Source organism: Roseococcus sp. GW821-FHT12F05 (assembly GCF_058806835.1).
The window spans coordinates 1-22,175 of record NZ_JBXAQB010000001.1 but is presented as its reverse complement, the minus strand read 5'-3'; the positions used below and the strand labels follow the sequence as shown (position 1 = coordinate 22,175).

Genomic DNA, 22,175 nt, shown 5'->3' with positions numbered 1-22,175 from the left:
CCCGGAGCTCCCCGAATGTATTTCGATCTTCGCCTTTGGCGCCTCACCGAAGGCCTGCGTCTGGAGATGCTCACGGGCGTGCTGCTCGGCCTGGCGGCGCTGGCGGCGGGGATCGCCCGCTTCGCCTTCCTGGGCATCGCTCTGGCCCGGGTCTTCGAAGGCGAGGGGCTGGCCGGGGCGGCCTGGCCGCTGGCGGGCGCCGTCGCGGCGGTGCTGCTGCGCGGGCTTCTCGACCGGGCGCGGCTGGGCATGGCCCACCAGACCGCGGCGGCGGTGCAGACCAGGCTGCGCGCGGCGCTCTTCGACCGGATCACGGCACTGGGCCCGGCCTGGTTCGCCGGCGAGCGCACCGGCGGCGTCATGCTGTCCATGGTCGACGGCGTCGAGCAGCTGCAGACCTTCTTCGGCCAGTACCTGCCGCAGCTGGCGATCGCCGCGGTGGCGCCGGTGGCCATCTTCCTCTTCATCGGCTGGTGGGACGTGCCGGTGGCGCTCGTGCTGCTCGTCGCCGCGCTGCTGACGCTGGTGCTGCCCGTCCTGGTGCATGGCTGGGACAAGCGGGCGGCCATCGCCCGGCAGCGCGAGTTCAAGGCCTTCGGCTCGGAATTCCTCGATGCCGTCCAGGGCCTGCCGACCCTGCAGGCCTTCGGCCAGAGCCGCTCCTACGGCGAGAAGCTCGCGGCCAAGGCGCGTTCCCTGTACCGCACCACCTTCAAGGTGCTGGGCCTGTCGGTCATGACGCGCGGCATCACCGACACCGGCATGGCGCTCGGCGCGGCGATCGCGCTGATCCTGGGCGCGCACCGGGTCGGCGCCGGCGAGATGAGCCTCGAGGCACTGCTGGTCGTGCTGATGGCCGGCACCGAGATCTTCCGGCCATTGCGCGACCTCCGCTCCGTGCTCCACCAGGGCATGATCGGGCAGTCCGCGGCCTCCGGCGTGCACGCCCTGCTGGAGGCAAGGCCGGAGGTGGCGCCGGGCGGCGCGGCGCTCGTCCTCGCGGGCCAGGCGCCCTCGATCGAGTTCGACGAGATCCGCTTCGCCTATCCGGGCGGCCGGCAGCCGGCGCATGACGGCCTGTCCTTCGGCATCGCCGGGGGCGAGCGCATCGGCATCGTCGGGCCGAGCGGGGCCGGCAAGTCCTCGATCCTGCGGCTGCTGCTGCGGCAGCACGACGCGCAGGCCGGCACCATCCGCATCGCCGGCCAGGACCTCCGCGACATCGACCCGGCCGGCATCGCGGCGCATGTCGCGATCGTCGCCCAGGACGCCACGCTCTTTCATGGAACCATTGCGGAGAACCTCCGGCTGGGCCGGCCGGAGGCGACGCAGGACGAGCTCGAGGCCGCCTGCCGTGCCGCCTACGCCCATGATTTCATCCGGGCCCTGCCCGGGGGCTACGAGGCGATGATCGGCGAGCGCGGCGCAAGGCTGTCGGGCGGGCAGCGCCAGCGGCTGGCCATTGCCCGCGCGCTGCTCCGCGATGCGCCGATCCTCATCCTGGACGAGGCGCTCTCGGCGGTGGATGCGGAGAACGAGGCGCTCATCCAGCAGGCGCTGGACCGGCTGATGCAGGGCCGCACCACGCTGATCCTGGCGCATCGGCTGTCCAGCGTGATCGGCGCGGACCGGATCCTGGTGCTGGATCACGGCCGGGTGGCGGAATCCGGCAGCCATGCGGAGCTGATGCAGCAGGACGGGATCTATCGCCGGTTGATGGGCGCCCAGGATGCCGAGCGCGGCACGGTCGCCCGGCATCCCGCCGCCCTGGCCGCCGATCGGCTGGAGGCCGTGACGGAGGAGGAGGCCGGCGGGCCCGCGCCGATCGAGCTGGCCGCCGAGGCCGCCGCCATCGGCTGGCGTGAGACGCTGTCCAGCCTGGTTCGCTACATCCTGCCCTGGCGTCGGATGCTGGCGGCGGTGGTGGCCTTCGGCATCGGCCGCGTCGCCGCCTTCATCGGCGTGGGCGTGCTCGGCGCGCTGCTGATCGCGGCGCTGCGGGAGGGCCAGCCCACGATGGGCCTCGCCATCGCCCTGCTGGTCGTCGCCCCGGTCGCCGGCGGGCTGCACTGGCTGGAATCCTGGCTGGCGCACGACATGGCCTATCGCCTCCTTGCGGAGATGCGCATCGACCTCTTCAAGCGGCTCGACCGGCTCGGCCCGGCCTATCTCCTGCGGCGGCGCGCGGGGGACCTCGTCTCGCTGGCCACCACGGACGTCGAGACGGTCGAATATTTCTACGCTCATACGGTGGCGCCCGCCGTGGTCGCCCTGCTCGTGCCGGCGACGGTGCTGGCCGTGCTGGCCCTCGCCGCATGGCCCCTGGCCCTCGCCCTGCTGCCCTTCTTGCTCTTCGCGGGCCTGTCGCCCCTGCGCGGCCGCGCCCGCATCGACCGGCTGGGCGCCGAGGCCCGCGGCGCGCTGGGCGAGATCGGCGCCCATGTCGCCGAGACCATCCAGGGCCTGAGCGACCTGCTGGCCTTCCAGGCCGTGGACCGACGCCGTGAGGCCTTCCTGGCGCGGATCGCGGCCTATCAGCAACGCCGGCTCGCCCTGCAGCACGACCAGAGCCGCGCCACCGCCGCGCTCGAGGTCGCGACCGGCCTGGGCGGGCTGGCAGTGGCCGCCGTCGGCGCCGTCCTGGTGGCGCAGGGAAGCCTGGCCGCGGGCCTGCTGCCGATGCTGATCCTGCTGGCCATCGCCGCCTTCCTGCCTGTCTCGGAGATCGCCCAGGTCGGCCGGCAGCTGGCGGACACCATCGCCTCGACGCGCCGCCTGCGGGTGGTCGAGCGCGAGCGGCCCGGCACCACGGACGGCCGGCTGGAGCCCGAGGCGCCGACGGGCGGCTCCACCGTCGTCTTCGAGGGCGTCGACTTCACCTATCCCGGCCGCTACCGCCCGGCGTTGGCGGGGCTGGATCTGACCATTCCCGCCGGCCGCACCGCGGCGCTTGTCGGCCCCTCCGGCGCCGGCAAGTCGACGGTGGCCAATCTCCTGCTGCGGTTCTGGGATCCCAGGGCCGGCCGCATCCTGCTGGACGGCATCGACCTGCGCGAGCTGACGCTGGACGGGCTGCGCCGGCACGTCGCCCTGGTCGCCCAGGACACCTATCTGTTCAACGACACGCTGGAGGCGAACATCCGCCTGGCCCGGCCGGAAGCCACTGCGGCCGAGCTGGAGCAGGCGATCGGCCGCGCGGCCCTGCGCGACTTCGTCGATGCCCTGCCGCAGGGCATCGCGACGCCGGTGGGCGAGCGGGGCGTCCAGCTGTCCGGCGGCCAACGCCAGCGGATCGCCATCGCCCGCGCCTTCCTCAAGGATGCGCCGGTGCTGGTCCTGGACGAGGCGACCTCACACCTCGACGCCATCAGCGAAGCCCAGGTCCGCTCCGCCCTGGAGACGCTCATGCGCGATCGCACGGTGCTGGTCATCGCCCATCGCCTGTCGACCATCCGCAATGCGGACGTCATCCTGGTGATGCAGGGCGGGCGTCTGGTGGAGGTCGGGAACCACAGCGAGCTGCTGTCTCGCGAGGCGGCCTATGCCCAGCTCGTGTCCCGGCAGATGGGGAATGCGGGGTAGGCGGCGCTCCGCATGCGCACCGTCCGGCCGCCTTGGTCCTCTCCGCGTGCTCCCGGAAACAATTCCCCCAGAATCGGTCGATCGGACCTGTTCCCCATGGAACAGCCACAGCCCATCCCCGCCCCTAGCTTCCGCCTCGCCCCGTCACGAGGGCTTGCAGGAAGGAGGGTCCGATGGCCGAACCAGGCGACTACTTCACCAATCCCAACGAGAAGCTTCTCGCGACCACCGTCTGGGAGATCGCCGGCAAGCCCGCCAACGACCCGGCCTGGAAGAACCTCCATCCCCTGCACACCGCCTTCGCCTTCGTGAGCAACGCCGTGCCGGTCACCACCCGGCGCGTGCTCCTCGCGCGCGACTGGATCACCAACGCCCGCGAGCAGCTCGACTGGCAGACCGACAAGGACGACGGCGGCGTCCGCTTCATCAACGACTTCTTCAAGGACCGCTTCAGGCGCGACACGGACTTCACGGCGAAGCAGATCGCCAATGTGGAGCATTTCTATGTGTCCGCGCTCCATGGCGACATCTTCGGCCCGCTCGTCGGCATTCCCGTCGCCGCGACGGCCGTCTGGGAGTTCGGCGTCGGCCCCATTCGCATCCATCTCCAGGAATCCGAGCGCGAGGAGAAGGGCCAGCCCTATCGCAGCCGTGTGGTCATCCAGAACATCCGGGACAATGCGCGCCAGTTCAAAGGCCCGGACATGGCGGGGATCAATTTCGGCCTGAGCAAGGGCGCCCAGAACACCTCGACCGGCGATCTGGACCGCATCGTGGCCGCTGAGCTGGACAGCCGCGTCGGCGCGCCGCCGACCCATCCCAACCCCATGGGCGTCACCATCACCTACCGGCGCAAGGTCAGGAAGGGCGACACGCTCTCGCAGCTGGCGAAGAGGATCTACAAGGATCCGATGAAATGGCCGCTGATCTGGATGCAGAACCGCGGCAAGGCGCTCTCCAGCAACTACAACGTGCTGCCCGTGGGCATCTGGATCGAGATTCCCCTGCCGGCCTCGATCACCCCGGCGCAGCTCGACGAGAGCCGGCGCGTCGCGGCGGGCTGGCGGCCGGGCCTGACCTGGCGCTGAGCGGGTTCCCGGCCCATCGCCCGCATTCCATGCGGTGACAAGAGGGCTGCGCGGCGCTAAGGGCCGGGTGCGATGAGCTATGCCGTCAAGGAGATCTTCTACACGCTGCAGGGCGAGGGCCGTCAGGCCGGCCGCCCCGCCGTGTTCTGCCGCTTCGCGGGCTGCAACCTGTGGTCCGGGCGGGAGGAGGACCGCGCCACCTCCGTCTGCACCTTCTGCGACACGGATTTCGTCGGCCTGGACGGCCCGGGCGGCGGGCGATTCGCCGATGCCGCGGCCCTGTCAGCGGCCATCACGGGGGCCTGGACGGGGGCGACCCGGGCCGAGCGCTTCGTCGTGCTGACCGGCGGCGAGCCGCTGCTCCAGGTGGATGCCGCCCTGATCGAGGCCCTGCATGCCGAGGGTTTCTGCATCGCCGTCGAGACCAACGGCACCATCGCCCCGCCCGAGGGTCTGGACTGGGTCTGCGTCAGCCCGAAATCCGGCGCGCCGCTGGCCGTCACGGCCGGGGACGAGCTCAAGCTGATCTTCCCGCAGCCCGCCGTGGACCCCACCCGCTTCGAGGCGCTGGACTTCGCCGACTTCCTCCTGCAGCCCATGGACGGCCCCGCCCAGGCGCAGAACACCGCGGCCGCCGTCGCCTACTGCCTGGCGCATCCGCAATGGCGCCTCAGCCTGCAGACGCACAAGCTGCTGGGAATCCCCTGATGTTCGAGCTCAGCAAGCAGTTCCGCTTCGAGGCGGCGCACACGCTCCACCGCACCGTCGACGCCGAGCCCAGCCGCCGCATCCACGGCCATTCCTACCGCGCCGAGGTCACGCTCCGCGGCCCGCGCGATCCCGAGACCGGCATGGTGATGGACCTCGGCCTGTTCCGCCGCGCGCTGGAGGGGGTGCGCGACGGGCTGGACCACCGCTTCCTGGACGACGTGCCGGATCTCGGCCCTCCCACGCTGGAAAGCCTCTCCGCCTGGATCTGGCAAAAGCTGGAGACGGATTGCCCCAACCTTGCCAAGGTCACCGTGTATCGGGACTCCGAAGGCGATACCTGCTCCTATTTCGGCCCATCCGCTGCCTGACAGAAAAGGAACCTACATGTCGGTGACCACCAAGCTGAAGCCGGGCGTCGTCACCGGCGATGACTATCTCGAGCTCCTCGAAGCCTGCCGCGAGGGCGGCTACGCGCTGCCGGCCGTGAACGTGGTCGGCACCAACAGCATCAACGCGGTGCTGGAGGCGGCAGCCAAGAACAAGTCCGATGTGATCATCCAGCTCTCCAACGGCGGCGCGCGCTTCTTCGCCGGCGAGGGCTGCCCCGACGCCAATGCGGCCCGCCTGCTCGGCGCCGTCTCGGCCGCCCAGCATGTCCACACGGTGGCCGCGGCCTACGGCATCTGCGTCGTGCTGCACACCGACCACGCCGACCGCTCGCTGCTCCCCTGGGTCGACGCGATGATCGACGCCGGCGAGGACCACAAGGCGCGTGCCGGCAAGCCGCTCTTCTCGTCCCACATGATCGACCTCTCGGCCGAGCCGCTGGACACCAACATCGCCGAGTGCGCCCGCGTGCTGAAGCGCATGGCCAAGCTCGGCATGAGCCTGGAGATCGAGCTCGGCGTGACCGGCGGCGAGGAGGACGGCATCGGCCACGACGTCGAGGAATCGGCCGAGAACGCCCACCTCTACACCCAGCCCGAGGACGTGCTGAAGGCCTGGGAAGTCCTGTCCCCGCTCGGCCACGTGACCATGGCGGCCTCCTTCGGCAACGTCCACGGCGTCTACGCGCCGGGCAACGTGAAGCTGCGGCCGGAGATCCTGAAGGCCTCGCAGGAGGCCGTCTCGCAGAAGTTCGGCGGCGGCTCCAAGCCGATGAGCCTGGTCTTCCACGGCGGTTCGGGCTCCGAGAAGGACAAGATCGCCGAGGCCGTCTCCTACGGCGTGTTCAAGATGAACATCGACACCGACACGCAGTTCGCCTTCGCCGAGCCGGTGGGCGCCTATGTCCAGGCCAATCCGGTGGCTTTCACCCACCAGATCGACCCCTCCAACGGCAAGCCGACCAAGAAGCTCTACGACCCCCGCAAGTGGCTGCGCGCGGGCGAGAAGGGCGTGGTGGCGCGGTTGAACGAGGCCTTCGCCGACCTGGGCTCGGCCGGGCGCAGCCTGGCCGGCTGATCTGGTATTCCGGGGCCGGGGGCAGGTTGCCCTCGACCCCGGGCGGCCGGCATGCCATCTGCCTGTGCAAATGGACACTTTGCCCCATACTCCCGCCGGCTCGGATGCGGCGCACGAGGCCGCGCGCCGCCGCAGCTTCGCGATCATCGCGCATCCGGACGCCGGCAAGACCACGCTGACGGAAAAGCTGCTGCTCAAGGGCGGCGCCATCCAGCTCGCCGGTGCCGTGCGCGCCAAGGGCAACCGCCGCTCGACGCGCTCGGACTGGATGAGCATCGAGCAGGACCGCGGCATCTCGGTCGCCACCTCGGTGATGACCTTCGAGCGCGACAACCTGATCTTCAACCTGCTCGACACGCCCGGCCACGAGGACTTCTCCGAGGACACCTACCGGACGCTGACCGCCGTAGACGCGGCGGTGATGGTGCTCGACGCGGCCAAGGGCATCGAGGCGCAGACGCTCAAGCTCTTCGAGGTCTGCCGCCTGCGCGACATCCCCATCATCACCTTCATCAACAAGATGGACCGCGATGGGCGCGACCCGCTGGAGCTGCTCGACGAGATTGAGAAGACCTTGGCGCTCGACGTCTCGCCCGCCGCCTGGCCGATCGGGCAGGGGCGCGACCTGCTCGGCGTCTACGACCTCCTGAGCCCCGCCGTGCGCCTGCTGGACACGCAGGACGGCAGCCACATCCCCGTGGAGGGGCTGGCGGATCCGGCGCTCGACAGGATGATCCCCGCCGACCGCCTCGCCGAGCTGCGCGAGCAGGCGGATCTCGTCACCGGCGGCTATCCCGAATTCGACGAGGAGGCCTTCCTCCAGGGCACCATGACGCCCGTCTTCTTCGGCAGCGCGCTGCGCGACTTCGGCGTCGGCCACCTGCTGGACGGGCTGGGCCGCCTCGCCCCGCCGCCGCGGCCGCGCCGGGCCGATGCGCGCGTGGTCGATCCGGGCGAGCCGAAGCTGACCGGCTTCGTCTTCAAGGTGCAAGCCAACATGGACCCGCAGCACCGCGACCGCGTGGCCTTCCTGCGCATCTGCTCGGGACGGCTGGAGAAGGGCGCTCGCCTGTTGCAGGTCCGCACGGGCAAGCAGGTGCCGGTGAACGCGCCGCTCTTCTTCTTCGCGAAGGACCGCCAGGTGGCGGAGGAGGCCTGGCCGGGCGACGTGGTGGGCATCGCCAACCACGGCATCCTGCGCATCGGCGACACGCTGACCGAGGGCGAGCCCATCAACTTCCGGGGTGTCCCGTCCTTCGCGCCCGAGCACCTGCGCCGGGTGCGGCTGGACGACCCCATGCTGGCGAAGAAGCTCAACAAGGCGCTGGAGCAGCTGGCCGACGAGGGGGTGGTGCAGATTTTCCGCCCGCTGGACGGCTCGCCGCCGGTGATCGGCGTGGTCGGCCTGCTGCAGGTCGACGTGCTGCAGAGCCGGCTCAAGGTGGAATACGGCGTGCCCGCGGGCTTCGAGCAGACCCAGTGGGAATACCTGCGCTGGGTCAGCACGACGGACCAGCCCTCGCTGGAGAAGTTCAAGCAGTTCAATCGCCACGAGCTGGCCGAGGACCATGACGGCGAGCTGGTGGCGCTCTTCACCTCCGACTGGCGGCGCAAGCGGGCCGAGGACGAGTGGAAGACGCTGAGCTTTCACGCCCTGCGCGAGCAGCACAGCCTTTCGGAGCGCTGATTCCGTTTCCGGCCCGGTTCCCCCCGGGGGGGCAGCGGCTGCGCATCGTTGGTCTTTACTTCATTTTACCAAGCTTGACCGGCTGGGCCCGGCGTTTGCGCGTAGGGGATGGTGCGCAAGGAGAAAGCCATGACTCAGCACGTCCTCTTCATCGTCACCAACGCATCCGTGATCGGCCCGCACAATCGCAAGACCGGCTTCTTCTTCGCCGAGGTCGCCCATCCCTTCGAGGTCCTCGACAAGGCGGGCATCGCGGTGGAATTCGCCTCCCCCGCCGGCGGATGGACGCCCTACGACGCCTATGACGAGAAAGATCCTGCCCAGAAGGAGTTTCTCGAGAGTAAGGCCTTTCGTCGACTGAATCACAGCCGCAAGCTGTCCGAAGTGGACGCCGCGGACTACGACGCCATCCTGGTGCCGGGCGGCCTCGGACCCATGGTCGACATCCAGCGCAATGCCGATGTTCAGAAGGCCGTCGTGCGCGCCTGGACCACGGGCAAGCTCGTGACCGCGGTCTGTCACGGTCCATGCTCGCTGCTCGGCGTGGATCTCGGTGACGGCACGCCCTTCGTGCGCGGCAAGAAGCTCACCTCCTTCTCGAAGAAGGAGGAGTACGACTACGCCCGCGAGGACGTGCCCTACGAGCTCGAGGACGCCTTGAGGGCGGAAGGTGCCGAGTACTCGTCCACGGCCAACTGGCAACCGCACGTCATCGTCGATGGCCGCCTCATCACCGGCCAGAATCCCGCCTCGGCAGGACCGCTGGCGAAGGAGCTGCTGGCCGCCTTGAAAAGGCTGGCGTGAATCGATGAACAGGGCCGCCGCGGTCGCGGCGGCCGCCTGGGGCCAGGCTTCAGGCGAACATCTCAATGGTGCCGTTCAGTGCCATCAGCCCGCCCTCGGCGCGCATTGCCGGCTGGCGGCGGGCGAGCTCCGCCTTGAATTCAGCATAGACGCGGCGGTGCAGGGTCGTCTCCGCCTCGGGCGTCGCGATCGACGCCTCGCCATAGGCGATGGCCGCCGCGCCGCAGTCGCGATGGCTGACGGCGATGACGCGCGTGATCCGGTGCAGCTGGATCGAGGCGCCGAGATTGTCCCAGAAGGCTGTGTGCCAGGTGGCGAAGGCCGGCGCCACGACGCCGACCGGCGCGCCGGCGATGGCGAACTGGCTAAACTTCCCGGTGAGGCCGCGCGTACCCATCCAGGCATTCACCGGCGTGACGAAGCGCGGGTCGATGCAGGTGAGCAGCAGGGAGTCATAGGCCGTGCCGTCCTCCGCGCGCGCCATCGGGGCGAGGAGCGCGCTGGCGGCGAGGCCCAGCACGCCGCGGCGGCCCAGACTCGGCATGCAGCAGGCGCAGCCGCGCCGTGAGGTGGAGCGGCCGGCGGTGCGGAGCGTCGTCATGGGGGGATCTTCCTGCGAGCGGGCCGCAGGCTAGGCAGGTGGCTCATGCCGCCGCAAGCACGACCACCCTCCGGCCGGCCTTTTGGAACGCCGGGAATAGGCGCGGGCCGCTGGGACCGCTAGCCTCGGGCAAAAGGCAGGGAGCCGCGCATGCCCAAGGACATCATCTGCGCCTTCAGTGTGCATTGCGACGCGGTGGCGGGCTGGCTCGGCAGCTACGGGGGCGAGGACAGCCCGGGCGACATCAGCCGCGGCGTCTTCGCGGCCGAGGTGGGCATGCCGCGCATCCTCAAGCTCTTCGAGCGCTTCGGGATCAAGCAGTCCTGGTTCATCCCCGGCCACACCATCGAGAGCTTCCCGGAAGCCACCGACATGGTGGCCAAGGCCGGCCACGAGGTCGGCCTGCACGGCTACAGCCACGAGAACCCGCTGGCCCTCAGCCGCATGCAGGAGGAGGCGATCTTTCATAAATGCATCGGCCTCATCGAGAAGCACTGGGGCCGCAAGCCCGTGGGCTACGTCGCGCCCTGGTGGGAGGTGAGCGCCACCAGCATCGAGATCCTGATCGAGCGCGGAATCCAGTACGACCACTCGCTCATGCACCACGACGCGCTGCCCTACTATGTCCGCCTTGGCGACGCCTGGACGCCGATCGACTATTCCCAGCCGGCTGAGAGCTGGATGAAGCCCTTCACCAAGGGGCATGTCACGACGCTCGTGGAGATCCCCGCCTCCTGGTACCTCGACGACCTGCCGCCGATGATGTTCGTGAAGAAGTTCCCGAACAGCCACGGCTATGTGAGCCCGCACGCGCTGGAGCAGATCTGGCGCGACCATTTCGACTTCATCTACCGCGAGTACGACTACGCGGTGGTGCCGATGACCATCCATCCGGACGTCTCCGGCCGGCCGCAGGTGCTGCTCATGCTGGAGCGGCTGATCGGGCACATGATGCGCCAGCCTGGCGTGCGCTTCCTGCCGCTGGAAGAGGTCGTGAGGGATTTCAGGAGGCGGTTTCCCGCCCCCTGATCGCGATCACCGCTCGCTGTCAAGTGTGGCCATGCCGTGCTCGTTGTATCGCTCGCCGGCGGCGGCGCCCCTGGGCACGGCGGCCTCGATTTCCGCGAGGTCGGCCGGCGTTAGCGCGACGACCAGCGAGCCGAGGGCCTCGGCGAGGCGGTCCCGCTTCCGCGCGCCGACCAGCGGCACGATGTCGGTCCCCTGCGCCGCCACCCAGGCAATGGCGAGCTGCGCGACGGTCACGCCCTTGCGCTGGGCGATCTCACGCAGCTTCTCCACCAGTGCCAGGTTGGCGTCGAGGTTCTCGCCCTGGAAGCGCGGGCTCATGGCACGGAAGTCCGGCGCCGCATCGCGCGCCTTGCTCCAGTGGCCGCTGATCAGGCCGCGCGAAAGCACGCCATAGGCGGTCATGCCGATGCCGAGCTCCCGCAGCGTGGGCAGGATCTCGCGCTCCAGGTTGCGGGAAATGAGCGAGTATTCGATCTGCAGGTCGGTGATCGGATGCACCGCATGGGCGCGGCGGATGGTCTCCGCGCCGACCTCGGACAGCCCGATGTGGCGGATGTAGCCGGCCTTCACCATCTCGGCCATCGCGCCGACGGTCTCCTCGATCGGGACATTCGGATCGAGCCGGGCGGGGCGGTAGATGTCGATATGGTCCGTGCCGAGCCGGGTCAGGCTGTGCGCCAGCGCATTCTTCATGGCGCGCGGGCTGGCGTCGTAGCCGGTCCAGCCGCCGGCGGGGTCGCGCAGCGCGCCGAACTTCACGCTGATCACCACCTTGTCGCGCGGTTGGCCGAGGAGCGCCTCGCGGATCAGCAGCTCGTTATGGCCGATGCCGTAGAAATCGCCGGTGTCGATGAGGGTGATGCCGGCCGCCATCGCGGCGTGGATCGTGGCGATGCTCTCGCCGCGGTCGGCGGGGCCGTAGAAGTCGGACATGCCCATGGCACCGAGGCCGAGGGCGGAGACGGTGGGGCCGGTGGTTCCAAGTTGCCGGGTGATCATGGCGCGCATCCTTTCGGGTCAGGCGGGAGCGGAACCTAGGCGCGGCGATTATCCGGGTTAACCCGAATGGATTCGAATGAGCCATTCGGCTATGCCTGACAATCATGGCACAAGACCTGAATCGCCTCGGCCTCTTCTCCGTTGTCGCCCGGCATCTGAACTTTCGCCGGGCGGCCGCCGAGCTGGGGCTCTCGGCCGCCAGCGTCAGCGAGAGCATCCGCGAGCTGGAGGAGCAGCTGGGCGTGCGGCTCTTCAACCGCACCACCCGCAGCGTGGCGCTGACCGAGGCGGGTGCGAGCCTGCTGGAGCGGGTGACGCCCGCGCTGGCCACCATCGGCGAGGCGGTGGCGAATATCGGCAGCTTCAGCCGCGAGCCCGTCGGTACGCTGCGCATCAATGGTCCTCGCCCGGCCATCGAGTTCCGGCTGATGCCCTGGGTGCTGCGCTTCATGGCGGCCTTTCCCGGCATGCGCGTCGAGGTCGTGTCGGAGGAGGCCTTCATCGACATCGTGGCGGCCGGCTTCGACGCCGGCGTGCGCTACGACGAGAGCCTGGACCAGGACATGATCGCGGTGTCGCTGGGCGGGCCGCAGCGCTTCCAGGTCGTGGGATCGCCGGCCTATTTCGCGCGTCACGGCCGGCCTAAGTACCCCGAGGAGCTGGTCGCGCATCGCTGCTTCTCTCACATCTTCCCGCGTGGCAATCAGCCGGACTGGGTCTTCGAACAGGGCGGGCGCGAGCTGCGCGTGGCGCCGCGGGGCCCCTTCGCCAGCACGGATTCCTCCATGGCCCTGCAGGCCGCGCGGGAGGGGTTCGGTCTGGCCGCCCTCTTCTCGGAATATGCGGAGGCGGACCTTGCCGCCGGCACGCTGGAATCGGTGCTCGACGACTGGTGCGAGCCCTTTCCCGGGCCGGTCCTCTACTACCCCAGCCGGCGCCTGATGCCGGCCGGGCTACGGGCCTTCGTGGACCTGATCCGGGCGGGCTAAAGCGTGATGGCTGAAGGCGTGAAGGCGCCGCAGGTCTGAATCACGCGCCAAAACAACAGCCTGGACCATGATGCCTGAGCGAATGCGAACGCATCATGGTTCAGGCGGCCCGCTTCATGAAATCGGCGCAGCGCTCGCCGATCATGATGCAGCCGGCATTGGTGTTCCCGCTCACCACCGTCGGCATGATGCTGCCGTCGGCCACGCGCAGGTTGCCGACGCCGTTCACGCGCAGCTGCGTGTCCACGACGGCGGCGTCATCCTCGCCCATGCGGCAGGTGCCCGTCGGGTGGTAGATCGTGCCGCTCGTCTTGCGCACGAAGTCGAGCCAGGCCGCGTCGGTGTCCGGCGTGCCCTCCGGCGGCGAGTAGCGGTCCGCGATGAAGCGGCCGAGCGACTGCGTGTCGGCGAGGCGCTTGGCCAGCTTCACGCCCTCCACCATGCACTGCTTGTCCGTCTCGCTGGTGAGGTAGCGCGCGTGAATCCTCGGCTTGGCCAGCGGGTCCGTGCTGGCCAGCTTGATCTCGCCCCGGCTCTCCGGCCGGAGCTGGCAGACGCTCACCGTGAAGCCCGGGAACTTGTGCAGCCCTTCCTTCACGGAATCTGCGCTCCAGGGGATGAAGTGGAACTGCACGTCCGGCGTCGCGCTTTGCGGCAGGACGCGCGCGAAGAGGCCGGAAGTGGCCGCCGCGAAGCTCAGCGGGCCGCGGCGCGTCAGGGCGAATTGCGCGCCCATCCGGGCCATGCCGAAGAAGCCCATGCGCTCGTTGACCGTGACGCGCTGGCTCGCGCGGTAGATGAGCCGCGCTTGCAGATGGTCCTGCAGGTTCTGGCCGATGCCGGGGATGTCGCGCTTTACCTCGATGCCCATCTCGGCCAGGTGCGCCGCGGGCCCGAGGCCCGAGAGCATCATGAGATGCGGGCTGCCGATGGCGCCGGAGCTCAGCACCACCTCGCGCTTTGCCGTCAGCGTCCGGGTCTCGTTGCCGACGCGGTAGACCACGCCCGTCGCGCGGCCGTCCTCGATCACGATGCGCTCCACATGCGCGTCGGTGATCACCCGCAGGTTTGGCCGCTTCATCGCGGGCTTGAGATAAGCGGTGGCCGCCGAGCAGCGGAAGCCGTCGCGCACCGTCACCTGGTACCAGCCGGCGCCCTCCTGCACGGGGCCGTTGAAGTCGGGGTTCTCCGGGAATCCCAGCTCCTTGGCGGCGTCGATGAAGGCGCGCTCCAGCACGCCCTTCTCGCGCAGGTCGGTCACCGAAAGCGGTCCGTCCGCGCCGTGCAGCGCGTCGGGGCCGCGCTCCTGCCGCTCGGCCTTCTTGAAATAGGGCAGGCAGTCGTCGAAGCCCCAGCCCGTGCAGCCGAGCTGGCGCCAGTGGTCGTAATCCTCCGCCTGGCCGCGGATGTAGATGAGCCCGTTGATCGCCGAGGACCCGCCCAGCACGCGCCCGCGCGGCCAGGGGACGGAGCGTCCGGCCAGCTCGCCCTCTGCCTCGGTGGCGAAATTCCAGCTGATGGTGGGGTGGTACATGGTCTTGGCGTAGCCGATCGGCACGTGCAGCCAGGGATTCCGGTCGCGGCTGCCGGCCTCGAGCACCGTCACGCGGATCTTCGGATCCTCGCTGAGCCGACCCGCCAGGGCGCTCCCGGCCGAGCCGCTGCCCACCACCACCACATCGGTCTCGTCCACGGCGCTGCCTCCCCGGTTGATTTTGGCGATGGTCCTCGCCGCGCCATCAAGGGTCAACCCGTCGCACCGTGGCTTGACGCGGGGCCGGCCCGGGTTTGCCATGCGGGCATGTCCCCGCTCGATGTCCTCACCCAAGCGCTCGGTCCTGCCGGCTGCGTTCGCGATGAATCCGAGGTCGCGCCCTATGCCGTGGACTGGCGCGGCGTCTACCGCGGCACGCCGGTCGCGGTTCTGAAGCCCTCCGACACGGCGCAGGTGAGCGCCGCCCTGCGCGCCTGCGCCGAGCTCGGCCTGGCCGTGGTGCCCGCCGGCGGTCGCACCTCGCTCTGCGGCGCCGCGGTGCCGATGGCGCAGGGGCCGGCCAGCGTCGTGCTGAGTCTGGAGCGCATGAACCGCTTCCGCTCCGTGGACCCGCTGGACAATTCGCTCGTCGCCGAGGCCGGCTGCACCATCGAGGCGGTCCAGAACGCCGCGACCGAGGCCGGCCGCCTCTTTCCGCTGCATTTCGGTGCACAGGGCAGCGCCATGGTGGGCGGCGCGCTCTCCACCAACACGGGCGGCATCAGCACCATCCGCTACGGCAATGCGCGCGACCTCGTGCTGGGCGTCGAGGTGGTGCTGCCCGACGGCCGCGTGCTGGACGACCTGCGCCGCGTCCGGAAGGACAATTCCGGCTATGCGCTGAAGCACCTCTTCATCGGCGCGGAGGGGACGCTGGGCGTCATCACCGCGGCCTCGCTGCGGCTCTTCCCGAAGCTGGCGAAGCGCGAGACGGCGCTGGCCGCGGTGCGCTCGCCGCAGGAGGCGCTGCGCCTCTATGCCCGTTGCCAGGAGAGCGGCGCGGAGCTCGTCGCCTTCGAGTTGATCCAGCGCAACTGCATCGAGATCACGCTGAAATACGGCACCAATGTCCGCGAGCCGATGCCGCTGAGCACCGAGTGGTTCGTCCTGATCGAGGCCGCCAGCACACATCCCGCCATCCCCGTGCGCGAGGCGCTGGAGGCGGCGCTGATGGCGGGGATCGAGGCCGGCGAGGCCGAGGATGTGGTGATCTGCGAGAGCGAGGCGCAGCGCCAGAACCTCTGGAACATCCGCGAGACCTTCCCGGAGGCCTCGCGCATCGAGGCGCCGGGCCTGCCGACGGATACCTGCGTGCCGGTCTCGGCCGTGCCGGAATTCCTGGAGCGCTGCGCCGCCCTGATCGCGACGCGCTGGCCGGAGGGGCGGATGGTGGCGCTGGGCCATCTGGGCGACGGCAACATCCACCTCTCGATGAAGGCACCGATCGGCATGGGATTCGCCGAGTTCCAGGCCCGGGCCCCGGAATTCGAGACCCGGGTGAGCGAGATCGCGGTGGAGCTGGGCGGCAGCTTTTCCGCGGAGCATGGCATCGGCCAGTCGAAGCGGCCCAGCATGGCGCTGCTGAAGTCGCCGGTGGCGGTGGATCTGATGCGGACCATCAAGGCCGCGCTGGATCCGGAGGGACGGATGAACCCGGGCAAGGTGCTGCCGCCGGCCTGATGCCGCTTGCTGCGTTGGGAGCCTGCCCCTAAACAGCCGGGCGACGGGGCGTAGCACAGCCTGGTAGTGCGCCTGCTTTGGGAGCAGGAGGTCGGAGGTTCGAATCCTCTCGCCCCGATGCGTTTTACCAAGATTTCCGCGGGTTTCCGGCCAACCGATCAGTTCCGCTGAATTCCTGGAGTTCGCGATAGGTTCCCTCCTTTTCCGTTTTTGTGATAGCCCGGTGAGTGCCCTGAGCCGCCGGACCCCTGCTTATGCGAATCACGAAACAGACCCTGAAGGACATGCAGCGCAACAGGCCGGCGACCCGCGCCGTCCACGGTGACGATGAACTGCCTGGCTTCGGAGTGCGCCACACCCCTGACGGCACGATCTCGTACTTCCTCCGGTACCGGGTCAAAGGCGAGGCCCGGCAGCGGTTCCTGACACTGGGCGAGTATCCGACCGTCCTGCCCGACCAGGCGCGGGAGGAGGCGCGCCGCGTGAAGGCCGCCGCGGGCTTCCGTCAGGATCTGCTGGGCCAACGGGCAGAAGAGGTCGCAGCCGCCGCGCAGCGCGCCCAGGAGGCCCTGAGGCAGGCGGAGGAGGCCCGACGCCGCGCACTGCCGATCGGCGAGCTCCTGGACGCCTGGAGGGCCGCCACGGAAGCCAGTATCGCGGCCGATGCGGCGGCCGGCGAGAGCACCCGGCACGAGAAGGAGATTCTCCGCTACGAGGTCAAGGTGCTGCGCCCGGCGCTGGCCACGGACACGGTCGGAGATTTCGACCCCGGCAAGTTGCAGGCCCTGATCTTCCGGTCGCCGTCGGTCTACCAGGCGCACAATCTCCGGAAGGCGACCGCGCGCTTCGCGAAGTTCGCCAACGCCGAGATGGCGTTGCGCGGGCTGCCCATCCGCTGGCCGACAAAGTTCGAGGTAGAGGGGAAGACCATCAACCGCGATGGTCACTACACGCTCGAGGAGGCGGCGAAGATCTGGATCGCATGCACGCAGCTCGGCCGCCGCGGCGCGATGGTGTGCCTGATCCTGCTGACCGGCGCGCGGCTGACGGAAGCGCGGAAGATGGCATGGTCGGACCTGCGGCTGGACGACGTTACCCTCGGCCCGCATTGGGTCCAGCCGCGGAAGCACGCCAAGAACAACCACCGCCACCTCGTGCCGCTGCCGTCGCCGCTGGTGGCAATGCTGCGGTGGCTGCCGCCTCGAAGGGTGCTCCGAACGCGGATGTCGCCGCTGGTGTTCTCGGGCCGCGGCGGGAAGCCGCTCTCGGGCATCACGCCTATCCGTGAGGCGATGCGCACCAAGGCTGCTCTGGACGGCGGCACGCTGCACGATATGCGGCGCACCATCGTGACGGCGCTCGGCAATCACGGCTTCGACCCGCATGTCGCCGACACGCTGCTCAACCACGTCGCCGCCGCGACGCTGCCGGGTGTGATGGGCAGCTATCAGCGATCCGAGTTCTGGATGAAGAAGCGCGAGGCGATCACGCTGTTCGCTGAACTTGTCATGGCGGAGGTGGAGCGGCTGCAGGGCAAGCCGCTGGACCGCACGACCTGGGGCTTCGATCAGCCGTTCCATGACGTGGAGATCCCGACGACGAAAAAGGAGCCGGCAAGAGCTCGCCGCACCGCCGCGAAAAGCGGAGCTACCACACGCCCAGGCCACTCTTAAGCGTCTGCACCGGGCGTATCGGGTGAGATTCGCTGGCGGTATTCATCGACCTTGAGAAAGGCGCGATGAACGGCCTCGGCGGGGATGGCGTCTCGTACAACCAGTGTATTGAAGGTGATGAACATCATCAGTTCGCACTCTGCCTGTGTCTTCTCCAGCTTGTCGCCGAAGTCGCCGCGCGTGACGCCGATCCAGTACCGGCGTGTATCGCCACGATCGAGAAGGGCAGGAAGTTGGTGCTTCTCCACGACATGGACTTCATCCGTCCGAGGCACCCAGACGGCATAGGCGTCGATCAATCGCATCTAGGTCTCCATCGAGGTGAGCATAGCTACGGTCGCAGTGTGACCGCTACGCAGCTTTGCCAGGTCCGCATCCCACCGGCTCCTTCATCTCCGCCTTGAGCCACGCCTCGAGATCCTCAGGCAGGTAGTAGGCGTGTTTGCCCAGGCGCTTGTAGGCCGGTCCGGCACCCCGCCACGCCAGCTTGGCCAACGCCGACACGGTCAGGTGTGTTAGCCCCTTCCTGGCGAACCAGACGGCGGCCTGTGCGCGGGAGAGCCATTCTGGATCCGAAGCCGGCGTGTTCATCCGTTCACAATCCGCACTTTGACGTATCGCTTCTGTTGCTGGAGCCTGAGGGTCTGGAGACGGCGAGCCCGGGCGGCCGCCGCGCGTTCAACGCGTCGAACACGTACTGCTGGGAGAGGCTGCGCCGCTCGGCCCGGGCCATCTGGCCGCCGACGGTGGGTGCGGGCCTCGCGCATGACGCGGTGGAAGTCGGCCGAGTCCAGGGCGAAGCCAAAGGGCATTTTATCCAGACTTGAGCTGGCTGTGCTCACGACGATCCCCGAGACACCTTCCAAGTAGAGGCGTGTACTCCGTTTCGCTTGTGCCATACTGGCAGCACACAAAGGAGCGCACCAAAAATGTGGTGTATAGAATCGCAAGAATCTCCGAAGGCTGGATTGGGCTATTGCCAGGGATGGGATTGCATCGTGCAGGCGCTCTCCCATCAAAATGCCCCAGGCTGGGCACAAATGTTGGTGGCAATGATAGCGATTGGCGCGGCAGCGTGGTACGCTCGCAAGCAGGTCAAGCAATTCGGCAGCGCTTGGTATCATGATCGTCTGGAAAGAATTAGTTATGCCGGAGAGATGTGCTCCGATATATACGATAATTGCATTCGAGTGCGAAATCTTTTGAATCAGGAAAAGATTAGAATCACGGTAGATACCCCAGACCCAGAGATATTCGGTCATGGGTTTGAATTTTTGTGCAAATTTGACAGTACAGTCGTACCATCCGCACAAATGATCTTGAAAGCTCGAAATGTATTGGATTATCTCCCGAACATAAAGTCTATCATGATCAAATTTGACGATGATATTTGGGATAACGATCCCATTTTGCGCGCTAGTCATCGTCAGCAGTGCTTTTCGGAACTCAATCTCGCGATTACGCAGCTCGATCTCCGAATCATCGAACTGCAGCGGAAGGGGAGATACCTCCCAGCCCACTTGCTGATCCCGGATCTTCTGGACGATCATGCCGGCGCTCCCACCTGATCGCAGGGCAGCCTCGGCGCCGTCGTGGTCGCCCAGCCGGGCGAGGACCTTCGCGAGGTGGGGCGAATGTCAGCAGTCACGGTGCTTTCCGCTCTGGCATGGTTTCCGCGCTTCTGCCGAGCTTCTCGATGCGGGCGGCCGCTGCGCCCATGCGGCGCCTCGGCAGCGGCTTGCCAGCCATCTCCAGGATGTCGCGAACCAGGGCGCGGGCCAGCGGGATCTCCGGATCTTCGCAGACCGCCTCGCCCGGAAGCGGGTTCATCCAGGTGCCGCCGTTAGCCGCCGCCAGCTGCTCCGCCCGCGCGATCAGCCCGGCCATGGTGGCGGCGCGCAGCTTGATGGAGGCCTTGGCGGCGCGGTCCAGCCGGCGATGGGCTCGACCAAGCGGCAGCTGCTGCTTCGGCGTGGGCGGGCCATTATCCGGCAGCGCCGCGTACATGGCCTCGATCTCGCCAGACAGCGCGGAATGTTCCGCGCACGTCTGGATCAGATCGGCATCGGCCGCCGCTGGCGTGCCGAAAAGCCGGCGCAGATCGTTGCAGATTTCCCATGCCCAGCGGCCGGCGGGGCAGTGCGCGAGATGATCGACATCTTCGCCGCGGTCCTCGACGGGGACACTGTCAGCGTGCGGGGAGCGCACCTCCAGCTTGGCGGCCCGCAGCTTTGCGAGCATGTCCTGGATGGAGTTGCAGGGGGCATCGTGGATCGCGTCGCAGGCGCGCTCGTAGCGGATCCAATAGGGATCATCCTCGCAACGGACGGTGTTGCCGCCGTGGGCCTGATAGGCGGCCATCGCCTCGGCGTGCTCCTGTACGAGCTCGGCCATGCTGCGCGCCGGCGTCGCGTTGGTGGAGAGCGCCGTGGATGCGGCCAGGGCGGGGCGGGTGGCGTCGTTCATGGGATCGAACCTTGTTGCGATAGGTTGAGGGTCAGGCGGCGATGTTGGCGGGCAGGCCCGCCATGGTGCGGGCCTCGTGTTCCAGCGCGTCCAGCGCTTGGGCCGCGACGACATCGCCGATGTCGTCGCTGCGAAGGCGACCGAAGAGGTATGCGGACTTGACGCCATACTCCTCGGCGTTCTTTGGCTCGCGCTCGATGATGCGGCCCGTGAGCTCGTCATCGAAGCTGGCGAGGACATTCATCTCCTCGTCCATCCGCTCCGCCGTCTCGTCGGTGTAGCCGGGGCGGGAGTTGATCGCGGCCCAGAAGAGCCGGCCCAACAAGACCAGATCGGCCATGGAGGCCGCGTCGAAGACCGCGGCTGCGCGGGGGCGCGCCATCGTCTCGGTCGGCGAGAAATCCGCGACGAGCGGATGCGTGGCTTCGTTCATGGTGATGTCTCCTCAGTTGCTGTTCGGAAGGGGAAAGCCAGCGGCCGCGAGGGGCGCCGGATAGAAGAAGAGGCTGGCCCCCAGGGGCCGCGGATCGGTGCCATCGATCTTCGCGAGCGAGAGGGTGGCGCGCTCCAGCACCTCGGCCAGATTGCAGACGCGCTCCTTCATCTCCTCGGCGGGATCGCCGCTCTCCGCCGCAAGCCGGAAGCGGTTCACCAGCACAACGAGCTGCGCGAGGCAGTCTTCGGTGGTTGTCGCCGGCATCGTGAGCAGCAGGTCGAAGGTCTGCTCCGCAACCTTGGCCGCTCGATCCACCAGTGCGGCCTGGACGGGGTCAGCAGGCGTCAGCTCATTGACGGAGGGCTGATCCATTTCCGTGGCCCAGCGCGCGAGCGAGGCCGGCGCCATGGCCATCTCCCGGCCGAAGGGCAGTGCCAGCACGAACGCAGCGGGCTTGGTTATTGCGTTCATCCCTCGGTCCTCCGCTGGGCCGCCATGAGGAGCGGGCGGTAGGCGGCAGGTGCGCACCCAGTCTGGAAGGTCTGCATGGATTGTCTCCCGTCACGGCAGCGTCGCCGTGGGGGAGATGATGCCGTAATGGTATCAGACGGTCAATACCAAAATGGCATTATGGTATCGCCCTTGCGTTAGGTGCGAGGCGCCTGAAGGCTTGGTCGGCGGGCAGACGATCAGGCCTGCAGGTCAGCACGAGGTCCCCATGCCGCGTCAAAGATCCGCCGAGACGACCCGCGAGCGGAAGGTCAGCCTGCACCCGATGGGTCCACACGCCAGGTTCCATGAGGCCTACGCCAGCATGATCTTGGCGCTCACGAAGGCTGGGAAAGCCGCGGCGGATCTTGGGCGCTGCCAGGAGCGCGTCTACTGGGGCGTCCGCGAGCCCTATCACGAGTACGCCATCAGCGATCTGCACAACTGGTGGAGCTACGACCAGCCGAAGCTGCTGAATCGAAGCCGGAGGGCCGGCGGCGCCAAGCCCCGGATCGTGCTGAGCGCCTTCCTCACGAGGCCCGGCAATCTGTCCCTCGAATGGACGCCGGACACTATGGGCGGCAGCGATTGGACCGACTTCCATCGGATGTCCGGCTATGGGCCCTACCGGCCTTCGAACGAGCTGATGTTCATCAGGGAGGTGCGAAAGCTCAACCCGAACCCAGCGCCAGAGGACGGGTTCGGATCGCTCCATGACCCTCTTGTCGACGCCCATCTGCTGGCGTGCGTGGGTGCTGCTCTAGACGATCTGGAAAGACGGCTGGAGAAATCGTTTGTGGTGCGGTGGGAGACGAAGTTCGTGCTCGATTGGGCGCCCGAGAAGAAGAACGCCTGGACCCCGCACCGTAAGCGCGGCGACGAGGCCCTTATGGCTCGTGCGTGACGGTCAGCCGTTGTCGCTGGCGGCCCAGCACCACGGCAT

At 68.4% G+C, this 22,175-nt stretch carries 21 protein-coding genes and 1 tRNA gene; 13 read left to right on the top strand and 9 right to left on the bottom strand.

Annotated features, from left to right (window positions below):
* The first annotated feature begins 15 nt into the window (after positions 1–15).
* From AC1ROY_RS00110 to AC1ROY_RS00080, 7 genes are all read left to right on the top strand, one after another.
* Positions 16–3,582, top strand: a complete 3,567-nt coding sequence (locus AC1ROY_RS00110) for an ABC transporter ATP-binding protein (protein ID WP_493146056.1) — start codon at positions 16–18, stop codon at positions 3,580–3,582.
* A gap of 173 nt (positions 3,583–3,755) precedes the next feature.
* Positions 3,756–4,670, top strand: a complete 915-nt coding sequence (locus AC1ROY_RS00105) for a LysM peptidoglycan-binding domain-containing protein (RefSeq protein ID WP_493146054.1) — start codon at positions 3,756–3,758, stop codon at positions 4,668–4,670.
* Positions 4,671–4,742: 72 nt separating this feature from the next.
* A complete protein-coding gene (gene queE / locus AC1ROY_RS00100) occupies positions 4,743–5,378 on the top strand; it encodes a 7-carboxy-7-deazaguanine synthase (protein ID WP_493146052.1) in 636 nt (211 codons plus the stop codon).
* The gene (locus tag AC1ROY_RS00095) at positions 5,378–5,749 is read left to right on the top strand and encodes a 6-pyruvoyl trahydropterin synthase family protein (protein WP_493146050.1); all 372 of its coding nucleotides are present in this window, start codon (positions 5,378–5,380) and stop codon (positions 5,747–5,749) included. Before queE ends, AC1ROY_RS00095 begins: the two co-directional genes overlap by 1 nt.
* Positions 5,750–5,765: 16 nt before the next feature.
* Positions 5,766–6,845, top strand: a complete 1,080-nt coding sequence (gene fbaA / locus AC1ROY_RS00090) for a class II fructose-bisphosphate aldolase (RefSeq protein ID WP_493146048.1) — start codon at positions 5,766–5,768, stop codon at positions 6,843–6,845.
* A gap of 70 nt (positions 6,846–6,915) precedes the next feature.
* Entirely contained in the window at positions 6,916–8,532 is a 1,617-nt protein-coding gene (locus AC1ROY_RS00085; RefSeq protein ID WP_493146046.1) for a peptide chain release factor 3, read from the top strand.
* A 129-nt stretch (positions 8,533–8,661) separates the two neighbouring features.
* The gene (locus tag AC1ROY_RS00080) at positions 8,662–9,336 is read left to right on the top strand and encodes a type 1 glutamine amidotransferase domain-containing protein (RefSeq protein ID WP_493146044.1); all 675 of its coding nucleotides are present in this window, start codon (positions 8,662–8,664) and stop codon (positions 9,334–9,336) included.
* Positions 9,337–9,385: 49 nt separating this feature from the next.
* Here AC1ROY_RS00080 and AC1ROY_RS00075 read toward each other — a convergent pair whose 3' ends face one another.
* Complete coding sequence (locus tag AC1ROY_RS00075) at positions 9,386–9,937, bottom strand: hypothetical protein (protein WP_493146042.1); 552 nt, start codon at positions 9,935–9,937, stop codon at positions 9,386–9,388.
* Between the two features lie 150 nt (positions 9,938–10,087).
* On the opposite strand from AC1ROY_RS00075, the gene AC1ROY_RS00070 reads away from it, so the two are divergent.
* On the top strand, positions 10,088–10,966 hold the full coding sequence (locus AC1ROY_RS00070) for a polysaccharide deacetylase family protein (protein WP_493146040.1): 879 nt from the start codon (positions 10,088–10,090) through the stop codon (positions 10,964–10,966).
* Between the two features lie 6 nt (positions 10,967–10,972).
* Here AC1ROY_RS00070 and AC1ROY_RS00065 read toward each other — a convergent pair whose 3' ends face one another.
* Positions 10,973–11,965 (bottom strand): aldo/keto reductase, encoded by a 993-nt coding sequence (locus AC1ROY_RS00065; protein ID WP_493146038.1) that lies wholly within the window; start codon positions 11,963–11,965, stop codon positions 10,973–10,975.
* 104 nt (positions 11,966–12,069) lie between these two features.
* Here AC1ROY_RS00065 and AC1ROY_RS00060 point away from each other — a divergent pair, with 104 nt between their 5' ends.
* Positions 12,070–12,954, top strand: a complete 885-nt coding sequence (locus AC1ROY_RS00060; protein ID WP_493146036.1) for a LysR family transcriptional regulator — start codon at positions 12,070–12,072, stop codon at positions 12,952–12,954.
* Between the two features lie 100 nt (positions 12,955–13,054).
* Here the strand turns inward: AC1ROY_RS00060 and AC1ROY_RS00055 are convergent, their stop codons facing one another.
* Complete coding sequence (locus tag AC1ROY_RS00055; RefSeq protein WP_493146034.1) at positions 13,055–14,647, bottom strand: GMC family oxidoreductase; 1,593 nt, start codon at positions 14,645–14,647, stop codon at positions 13,055–13,057.
* A 108-nt stretch (positions 14,648–14,755) separates the two neighbouring features.
* Here AC1ROY_RS00055 and AC1ROY_RS00050 point away from each other — a divergent pair, with 108 nt between their 5' ends.
* From AC1ROY_RS00050 to AC1ROY_RS00040, 3 genes are all read left to right on the top strand, one after another.
* Entirely contained in the window at positions 14,756–16,168 is a 1,413-nt protein-coding gene (locus tag AC1ROY_RS00050; protein WP_493146032.1) for an FAD-binding oxidoreductase, read from the top strand.
* Between the two features lie 44 nt (positions 16,169–16,212).
* Positions 16,213–16,286 (top strand) — tRNA-Pro (locus AC1ROY_RS00045).
* Between the two features lie 136 nt (positions 16,287–16,422).
* Positions 16,423–17,841, top strand: coding sequence for a site-specific integrase (locus AC1ROY_RS00040; RefSeq protein ID WP_493146030.1), 1,419 nt, complete (start codon positions 16,423–16,425; stop codon positions 17,839–17,841).
* On the opposite strand, the gene AC1ROY_RS00035 is transcribed toward AC1ROY_RS00040, so the two are convergent.
* The 6 genes from AC1ROY_RS00035 to AC1ROY_RS00010 form a co-directional block, all read right to left on the bottom strand.
* On the bottom strand, positions 17,838–18,146 hold the full coding sequence (locus AC1ROY_RS00035) for a hypothetical protein (RefSeq protein ID WP_493146028.1): 309 nt from the start codon (positions 18,144–18,146) through the stop codon (positions 17,838–17,840). The two genes, AC1ROY_RS00040 and AC1ROY_RS00035, sit on opposite strands and share 4 nt — an antisense overlap.
* Before the next feature lie 46 nt (positions 18,147–18,192).
* On the bottom strand, positions 18,193–18,432 hold the full coding sequence (locus tag AC1ROY_RS00030) for a hypothetical protein (protein ID WP_493146026.1): 240 nt from the start codon (positions 18,430–18,432) through the stop codon (positions 18,193–18,195).
* A complete protein-coding gene (locus AC1ROY_RS00025; RefSeq protein WP_493146025.1) occupies positions 18,429–19,391 on the bottom strand; it encodes a hypothetical protein in 963 nt (320 codons plus the stop codon). Before AC1ROY_RS00025 ends, AC1ROY_RS00030 begins: the two co-directional genes overlap by 4 nt.
* Before the next feature lie 94 nt (positions 19,392–19,485).
* Positions 19,486–20,307 carry a hypothetical protein gene (locus AC1ROY_RS00020; protein WP_493146023.1) on the bottom strand — a complete coding sequence of 274 codons (822 nt, stop codon included), beginning with the start codon at positions 20,305–20,307 and terminating at the stop codon, positions 19,486–19,488.
* Between the two features lie 31 nt (positions 20,308–20,338).
* Positions 20,339–20,740 carry a hypothetical protein gene (locus AC1ROY_RS00015; protein WP_493146021.1) on the bottom strand — a complete coding sequence of 134 codons (402 nt, stop codon included), beginning with the start codon at positions 20,738–20,740 and terminating at the stop codon, positions 20,339–20,341.
* A gap of 12 nt (positions 20,741–20,752) precedes the next feature.
* On the bottom strand, positions 20,753–21,214 hold the full coding sequence (locus tag AC1ROY_RS00010) for a hypothetical protein (RefSeq protein WP_493146019.1): 462 nt from the start codon (positions 21,212–21,214) through the stop codon (positions 20,753–20,755).
* Between the two features lie 343 nt (positions 21,215–21,557).
* Here AC1ROY_RS00010 and AC1ROY_RS00005 point away from each other — a divergent pair, with 343 nt between their 5' ends.
* Positions 21,558–22,136: a hypothetical protein gene (locus AC1ROY_RS00005; RefSeq protein ID WP_493146018.1), complete on the top strand. Its 579-nt coding sequence runs from the start codon at positions 21,558–21,560 to the stop codon at positions 22,134–22,136.
* Positions 22,137–22,175: the final 39 nt, after the last annotated feature.